Annotated in this window: 7 protein-coding genes, 3 tRNA genes and 1 pseudogene; 8 read left to right on the top strand and 3 right to left on the bottom strand. The window is 70.7% G+C overall.

The window, feature by feature from the left end:
- Positions 1-90 precede the first annotated feature (90 nt).
- The 3 genes and pseudogenes from ACFHPP_RS11820 to rlmB form a co-directional block, all read right to left on the bottom strand.
- Complete coding sequence (locus ACFHPP_RS11820; protein WP_437163437.1) at positions 91-318, bottom strand: hypothetical protein; 228 nt, start codon at positions 316-318, stop codon at positions 91-93.
- A 107-nt stretch (positions 319-425) separates the two neighbouring features.
- Positions 426-1193 (bottom strand): 2-keto-4-pentenoate hydratase, encoded by a 768-nt coding sequence (locus ACFHPP_RS11815; protein WP_437163436.1) that lies wholly within the window; start codon positions 1191-1193, stop codon positions 426-428.
- Between the two features lie 155 nt (positions 1194-1348).
- A pseudogene (gene rlmB, locus ACFHPP_RS11810) lies at positions 1349-2137 on the bottom strand (23S rRNA (guanosine(2251)-2'-O)-methyltransferase RlmB); the annotation flags it as partial.
- Positions 2138-2878: 741 nt separating this feature from the next.
- Here rlmB and ACFHPP_RS11805 point away from each other — a divergent pair.
- From ACFHPP_RS11805 to rplK, 8 genes are all read left to right on the top strand, one after another.
- Positions 2879-2960, top strand: a tRNA-Tyr gene (locus tag ACFHPP_RS11805).
- A 56-nt stretch (positions 2961-3016) separates the two neighbouring features.
- Positions 3017-3090 (top strand) — tRNA-Gly (locus ACFHPP_RS11800).
- 65 nt (positions 3091-3155) lie between these two features.
- Positions 3156-4343, top strand: a complete 1188-nt coding sequence (gene tuf, locus ACFHPP_RS11795; RefSeq protein ID WP_437163430.1) for an elongation factor Tu — start codon at positions 3156-3158, stop codon at positions 4341-4343.
- A gap of 94 nt (positions 4344-4437) precedes the next feature.
- Entirely contained in the window at positions 4438-4875 is a 438-nt protein-coding gene (locus ACFHPP_RS11790; protein ID WP_437163435.1) for an RDD family protein, read from the top strand.
- A gap of 29 nt (positions 4876-4904) precedes the next feature.
- Positions 4905-4981, top strand: a tRNA-Trp gene (locus tag ACFHPP_RS11785).
- A gap of 111 nt (positions 4982-5092) precedes the next feature.
- On the top strand, positions 5093-5290 hold the full coding sequence (gene secE, locus ACFHPP_RS11780; protein ID WP_437163434.1) for a preprotein translocase subunit SecE: 198 nt from the start codon (positions 5093-5095) through the stop codon (positions 5288-5290).
- A complete protein-coding gene (gene nusG / locus ACFHPP_RS11775) occupies positions 5290-5826 on the top strand; it encodes a transcription termination/antitermination protein NusG (protein ID WP_430669104.1) in 537 nt (178 codons plus the stop codon). The genes secE and nusG overlap by 1 nt, the downstream gene beginning before the upstream one ends.
- Before the next feature lie 165 nt (positions 5827-5991).
- The gene (gene rplK, locus ACFHPP_RS11770; protein ID WP_430669103.1) at positions 5992-6426 is read left to right on the top strand and encodes a 50S ribosomal protein L11; all 435 of its coding nucleotides are present in this window, start codon (positions 5992-5994) and stop codon (positions 6424-6426) included.

Here is a 6426-nt window from a genome sequence, read left to right as displayed (position 1 = left end):
GGTTTACAAAACCGCTGCACTACCGCTGTGCTAACCCGGCGCGCCAGGATCAGGCGGGCCCGGGTGCTTTAGCCTGCCGCGATACCGCGCTCAAGCATGGCCGACCTGGCCGAAGGCGTCCTCGTTGGTGGCGCGCACCACCGCGGCGAACAGCCGCAGTGCGTCAGACCCACCGCGGTCGGAGAGCGTTCCGCTCTCCATCTCCTCCGCCAGCAGCTCCGCGTGTTCGGCCAGCGTTTCGGCGGCACGGCGCAGCGCCTCCCGCGACAGGACCAGCTGCAGATCCTCGGGGAGGGTATTCCAGTCAGCTATTCGCATGGCGGTCCCAGGGCAGGGCGCCATCCTGGCGAAAGGCCGCGCGACAGGCTGCGGCGAGGTCATCCTGTCATGCCCGGATTGCCGAAGCGTGAACGGCAAGCGGTTGTTCAGACGAAGCGCAGCGAGACGCGGCCCAGCGTGTCGAACGCCACCTCCACCTCGGTCGGCCCCTCGATCCAGATCGGCGGCGTCACGGAGCCCAGGAACACCACCTGGCCGGCGCGCAGCCCGCCGAAGACGGCGGCGGCCGGGGAGGCCGCCAGCCAGGCCAGCGCCGCGAAGGGATGCCCGAGCAGATCGGCGCCGACCCCTTCGCCGCGCAATTCGCCACCCACGTGCATCCGCCCGCGCGTCGCCCCGAGGTCCAGGTCACGCCAATTCGCCGCCGGCACGCCCAGCACGCCGGCGGCGTGGAACACCTGGTCCGCGATCAATGTCGGCGTACCGAGCGCCGCCAGGTCGTCGTAGCGCTTCTCGACGATCTCGATGGCGGCGAACACCTCCGCCACCGCATCGCGCGCCTGGTCCTGCGTGCAGGGACCGGGCGGCAGGTCGGCGCCGAGCCGCAGCCCGACCTCGCATTCGACGCCGGGCGCCACGAAATCCGCGAAGCGCACCTGCGCCGGCGTGGCGTGCAGCCCGGAAGCGGGCACGAAGCCGGCTGCCGGCCCCGCAAGCCCGAGATAGGCCTGCATCTGCTTCGTCGTGGCGCCGATCTTGAAGCCGGCGGGCGGAATGGCGCCCATGGCCTGCGCCACCTCCCGCTGCACGGCGTAGCCACCGGCCGCGTCATGCGGGGCATGGGCGCCGAGCGGGGCCAGGTTCAACCGGGCCCTGCGGGCGGCGAGGATGGCGGTGGCGGCGGGGCTGGTCATGCCTGTTCGTCCTCCTCCGGCGAATCGTCCGCGTCGTCCTGGTCCTGCGGGTCTTCCAGCTCATCCGCATCCTGCGGATCATCCAGCTCATCCGCATCCTGCGGATCATCCAGCTCATCCGCATCCTGCGGATCGGGCGCCTCGTCATCCGGCAGCATGCCGTCGCGGGCGATCTCGTAAAGCCCGACGGCCGCGGCGGCGGCGACGTTCAGGCTCTCCACCTCCGGCACCATCGGCAGACGTACCAGCTCGTCGCAGGTTTCGCGTTGCAGGCGCCGCAACCCGGCATCTTCGGCGCCCAGCACCAGCACGCTCCGCCGGTCCCGCGGCACCGCCTCGCCCAGGGTCCGCTTGCCTTCGCCCGCCAGGCCCAGCACCCAGAAGCCGGCGCGTTGCAGCGCGACGATGGCACGGGACAGGTTCACCTCCCGCGAGATCGGCACCAGCTCCAGCGCGCCGGAGGCCGCGCGGGCCAGGGCGCCGGTCTCCGGCGGCGCGTGGCGGTCCTGCATCACCACGCAGGCGGCGCCGAAGGCGGCGGCGGAGCGCAGGATGGCGCCGACATTGCGCGGGTCCGTCACCCGGTCCAGCACCAGCACCGGTCCGGGCCGCTGCGCGATGGCGACATCCAGCGGGATGGGCTGCAGCGGCTCGGCCAGCAGCGCGGCGCCCTGGTGGATCGAATCCTCCAGCAGGAAGGTCTGGAAGCGGTTGCGCTCGACGCGTTCCGCCTGCACCCGCCAGGGGCGCGGCAACGCCTCGGCCAGCGCGGCCTCCGCATCGACCGTCAGCAGCAGGCGCTTCAGGCGACGCCGCGGATTGGCGAGCGCGGCCGCCACGGCGTGGATGCCGTACAGCCAGAGCGTACCGCCCGGCGCCGCATCCCGCGCGATGGCGGCCTGGGAGGGACGCGGTTCCCGCACCGGGGCGGCGGCGGGCTGCACGCGCGGCAGCCGGGTCTCGCCGCTGCCGCGCCGGTCGCGGCCGCGGACCGGCGCCTCGGGCTCCGGCGCATTGGGCGCGGGCGCGAAGGGCGTGCGGCCGGGCGCGGCCTCACGGGGCGCCGAGGGGCGGGGGGCGCGGTCCGTCGGGTTGCGGGTGAAGCCACCCGGCTTGCCGGTCGGCTTGCGCCCCGGCTTGCCGCCCGGAGCCCCCCTGGGCTTCTGGAAGCTGCGCTGGCCTGCGGTGCCCCGCGCGGCCGCACCGCCGATGCTGCGCGGCGGGCGTTCGCCAAGCGGGCGGAACGGCCGGTCCTCCGTGTCGCGGGCGGGCCGCTCGGTGGTGGGGCGTCCGGGCCGTTCGGCGGCATCGCGGCCGGGCCGCTCCGGCGGCGCGCCGGGCGGGCGGCTGCCGGCCGGCTTCGGGCCTGCCGGGGCGCCACCGCGCGGCGGCTTGCCGGCAGGGCCACGGCCGGGCGGGCCCCCTGCGGGGCTACGGCTGGGCGGGCCCCCTGCGGGGCCACGGCCGGGCGGGCGCCCGGCGGGGCCGCCGGAGGCGGAGGAGGGACGACGAGGCGGGGGCTTGGACATGGTACCATTCTGCGCCGCCGGGCGCGCCCTGTCCAAGCGCGCACTCGCCGTGCCAGCCCGCTGCCCGGAAGCCGTTGACAGCGGCCGCGCAAAGGGGCAAGTCCCGCCCCGCTCCGGGTGATGAGCCTGGGGCGCGGCAGGCCTGTCGAAGGCTGCGGAGGGGTGCCCGAGTGGCTAAAGGGGGCGGACTGTAAATCCGCTGGCTCAGCCTACGTTGGTTCGAATCCAACCCCCTCCATACCTTCCCCGGTTGCTTCCTACGGGTCGTCAGGCCTCCCGCTCAGGTCCCGCGTCGCGGGTGTAGCTCAATGGTAGAGCTCCAGCCTTCCAAGCTGGCTATGCGGGTTCGATTCCCGTCACCCGCTCCACGCGCGCGCGGGCCGGCGGCACAGTGGCGCGCGGCAGACAGGGTCTGGATAGCGGGAACAGGCAGATGGCCAAGGCGAAATTCGAGCGGAACAAGCCGCACTGCAACATCGGCACGATCGGGCACGTGGACCACGGCAAGACGTCGCTGACGGCGGCGATCACGAAGATCCTGGCGAAGACGGGCGGTGCGACGTTCACGGCGTACGACCAGATCGACAAGGCGCCGGAGGAGCGTGCGCGCGGGATCACGATCTCGACGGCGCATGTGGAGTACGAGACGGCGAACCGGCACTACGCGCATGTGGATTGCCCGGGCCACGCCGACTACGTGAAGAACATGATCACCGGCGCGGCGCAGATGGACGGCGCCATTCTCGTCGTCTCGGCGGCGGATGGTCCGATGCCGCAGACGCGGGAACACATCCTGCTGGCGCGCCAGGTGGGCGTGCCGGCGCTGGTGGTGTTCCTGAACAAGGTGGACATGGCGGACCCGGATCTTCTCGAACTCGTCGAGATGGAAGTCCGGGAATTGCTGTCGTCCTACCAGTTCCCGGGCGACGACATTCCGATCATCCACGGCTCGGCGCTGATGGCGCTGGAGGACAAGCGGCCGGAGATCGGCGAGCAGGCGGTGCTGAAGCTGATGGAGGCGGTGGACGCCTACATTCCGCAGCCGGTGCGGGCGCTGGACCGTCCGTTCCTGATGCCGGTGGAGGACGTGTTCAGCATCTCGGGCCGCGGCACGGTGGTGACCGGGCGGGTCGAGCGCGGCATCGTCAAGGTGGGCGAGGAGATCGAGATCATCGGGTTGAAGAACACGGTGAAGTCGGTGGTGACGGGCGTCGAGATGTTCCGCAAGCTGCTGGACAGCGGGCAGGCGGGCGACAACATCGGCGCCCTGCTGCGCGGCATCAAGCGCGAGGATGTGGAGCGCGGGCAGGTGCTGGCGGCGCCGGGCTCGATCACGCCGCACACCGGCTTCTCGGCCGAGGCGTACATCCTGACGAAGGAGGAAGGCGGGCGGCACACGCCGTTCTTCACGAACTACCGTCCGCAGTTCTACTTCCGGACCACGGACGTGACCGGGATCGTGAAGCTGCCGGAAGGCGTCGAGATGGTGATGCCGGGCGACAACGTGACGATGGATGTCGAGCTGATCGCGCCGATCGCCATGGATGAGGGGCTGCGGTTTGCCATCCGCGAAGGCGGCCGCACCGTCGGCGCCGGCGTCGTCGCCAAGATCGTCAAGTAGGGCGGTCCCGGATCAGGCCAGGGGGCGGGGCAGGGGGCGGGGCGGGTCGTGCGAGCGACCCGCCCCGTTTCACTTGAGGGAGGCGTAGCAGGGCATGTCGGCACACGGGATGGAACTGGCAGGCTTCGGCCCCCGCCTCGGCGCACAGCTGATCGACCTGCTGTGGCTGCTGCCGCTGTCGCTGGTGCTCGGCACGCTGGGGGCGCTGGCCAATGGCGGGGAGCTGTCCGGCGCCGGGGAGGCGATGGCCAACATCATCGGCGCGCTGGTGGTGCTGACCTTCTGGGCGGATCGGGGTGCCACCCCTGGGAAGCTGGCGCTCGGCCTGCGCATCGTCGATGCCGAGACCGGCGGGCAGCCGTCGCTCCGCCGCCTGGTGCTGCGCTACCTCGGCTACCTGCTGTCCGCCATTCCGCTGTGCCTGGGCTATTTCTGGATGCTGTGGGACCCGCGCCGGCAGACCTGGCACGACAAGCTCGGCCGGACCCTCGTCGTGACCGTCGGGCGCCCCTCGACAGGCTCCGCGCGCTGATATAGAGGACCGCCCTCGCGCGGACCCTTAGGGGCGTAGCTCAATTGGCTAGAGCGCCGGTCTCCAAAACCGGAGGTTGGGGGTTCGACTCCCTCCGCCCCTGCCAAGCGGCCGCGCGAGCGTCGTGGCCGAAGGCGTCCCCGGAACGGGACGCCGCCGGCCGCGCAGGCCAGGAAATGCTATCGTTTTCGGTGTCTTGTCCGTGAAAGGGGCCGTCTTGGCCAAGCTCGATCCCGCAGCGTATGTCCGCGAGGTGCGGCAGGAAGTCGCCCGCGTCACCTGGCCGTCGCGCAAGGAGACGCTGATCACGACCGGCCTCGTGCTGGCGCTTTCGGCGCTGGCCGCGGTGTTCTTCCTGGTTGTGGACCAGATCATCGCCTACGCGATGCGGATGCTCTTCGGGGTGGGTGGGTGATGGCGGACAAGAAGTGGTACGTGGTCCACGTCTATTCGGGCTTCGAGAAGAAGATCAGCCAGCAGCTGCGTGAGCAGGCGGCCCAGAAGGGCCTCGCCGACGCCTTCGAGGAAATCCTGGTCCCGGCCGAGGAAGTGGTGGAAGTCCGCCGCGGCCAGAAGACCAACCAGGAGCGGAAGTTCTTCCCCGGCTACGTGCTGGTGAAGATGGAAATGACCGACGACGCCTGGCACCTGGTCAAGAACACCCCGAAGGTCACCGGCTTCCTGGGCGAGAAGAACCGCCCGACGCCGATCCGCGAATCCGAAGCCCAGCGGATGCTGAAGCAGGTGCAGGACGGCGCAGACAAGCCAAAGCGCCCCTCCATCATCTTCGAGGTCGGCGAGCAGGTGCGCGTGGCCGATGGCCCCTTCACCAGCTTCAACGGCACGGTCGAGGAAGTGGACGAGGAGCGCGGCCGCGTGAAGGTTTCCGTCTCCATCTTCGGCCGCTCCACGCCGGTCGAACTGGAATACGGGCAGGTCGAGAAGGTCTGAGAGCGGCCCCTCAAGGGGCTGGACTCGCCATCCGCGCAGGGCTATACGCCCGCCTCCGCTGACCGGCCCGGGCGTTTTCCGGGCCTTTCGGCTGTCTGGAACGCGGGAGACGCCCTGGTGGGCGTCGCAGGCACCGCGGTCCTCCAATAGAGGATACCGCTCACAGTGGCGAAGAAGATCGTAGGCTACATCAAGCTGCAGGTGCCGGCGGGCAAGGCGAACCCGTCCCCGCCGATCGGCCCGGCGCTCGGTCAGCGCGGCCTGAACATCATGCAGTTCGTGAAGGAATTCAACGCAGCGACGCAGCAGCTGGAGCCGGGCACGCCCACTCCGGTCGTGATCACCGCGTTCTCCGACCGCACCTTCTCCTTCATCATGAAGACCCCGCCGAACACCTACTTCCTGATGAAGGCGGCCAAGATCGAGAAGGGCAGCCTGACACCGGGCAAGGGTGCGACGGTGGGCCGGGTCACCAAGACCCAGCTGCGCGAGATCGCCGCGGTGAAGATGAAGGACATGAACTGCACCGATGTCGAGAGCGCCGTGCGCATGCTGGCAGGTTCCGCCCGTTCCATGGGCATGACCGTGGTGGAGGGCTGA

The sequence above is a fragment of the Falsiroseomonas sp. E2-1-a20 genome (assembly GCF_051433195.1).
Classification (GTDB): Bacteria; Pseudomonadota; Alphaproteobacteria; order Acetobacterales; family Acetobacteraceae; genus Falsiroseomonas.
This window is presented reverse-complemented; position numbering and strand designations above follow the sequence as displayed.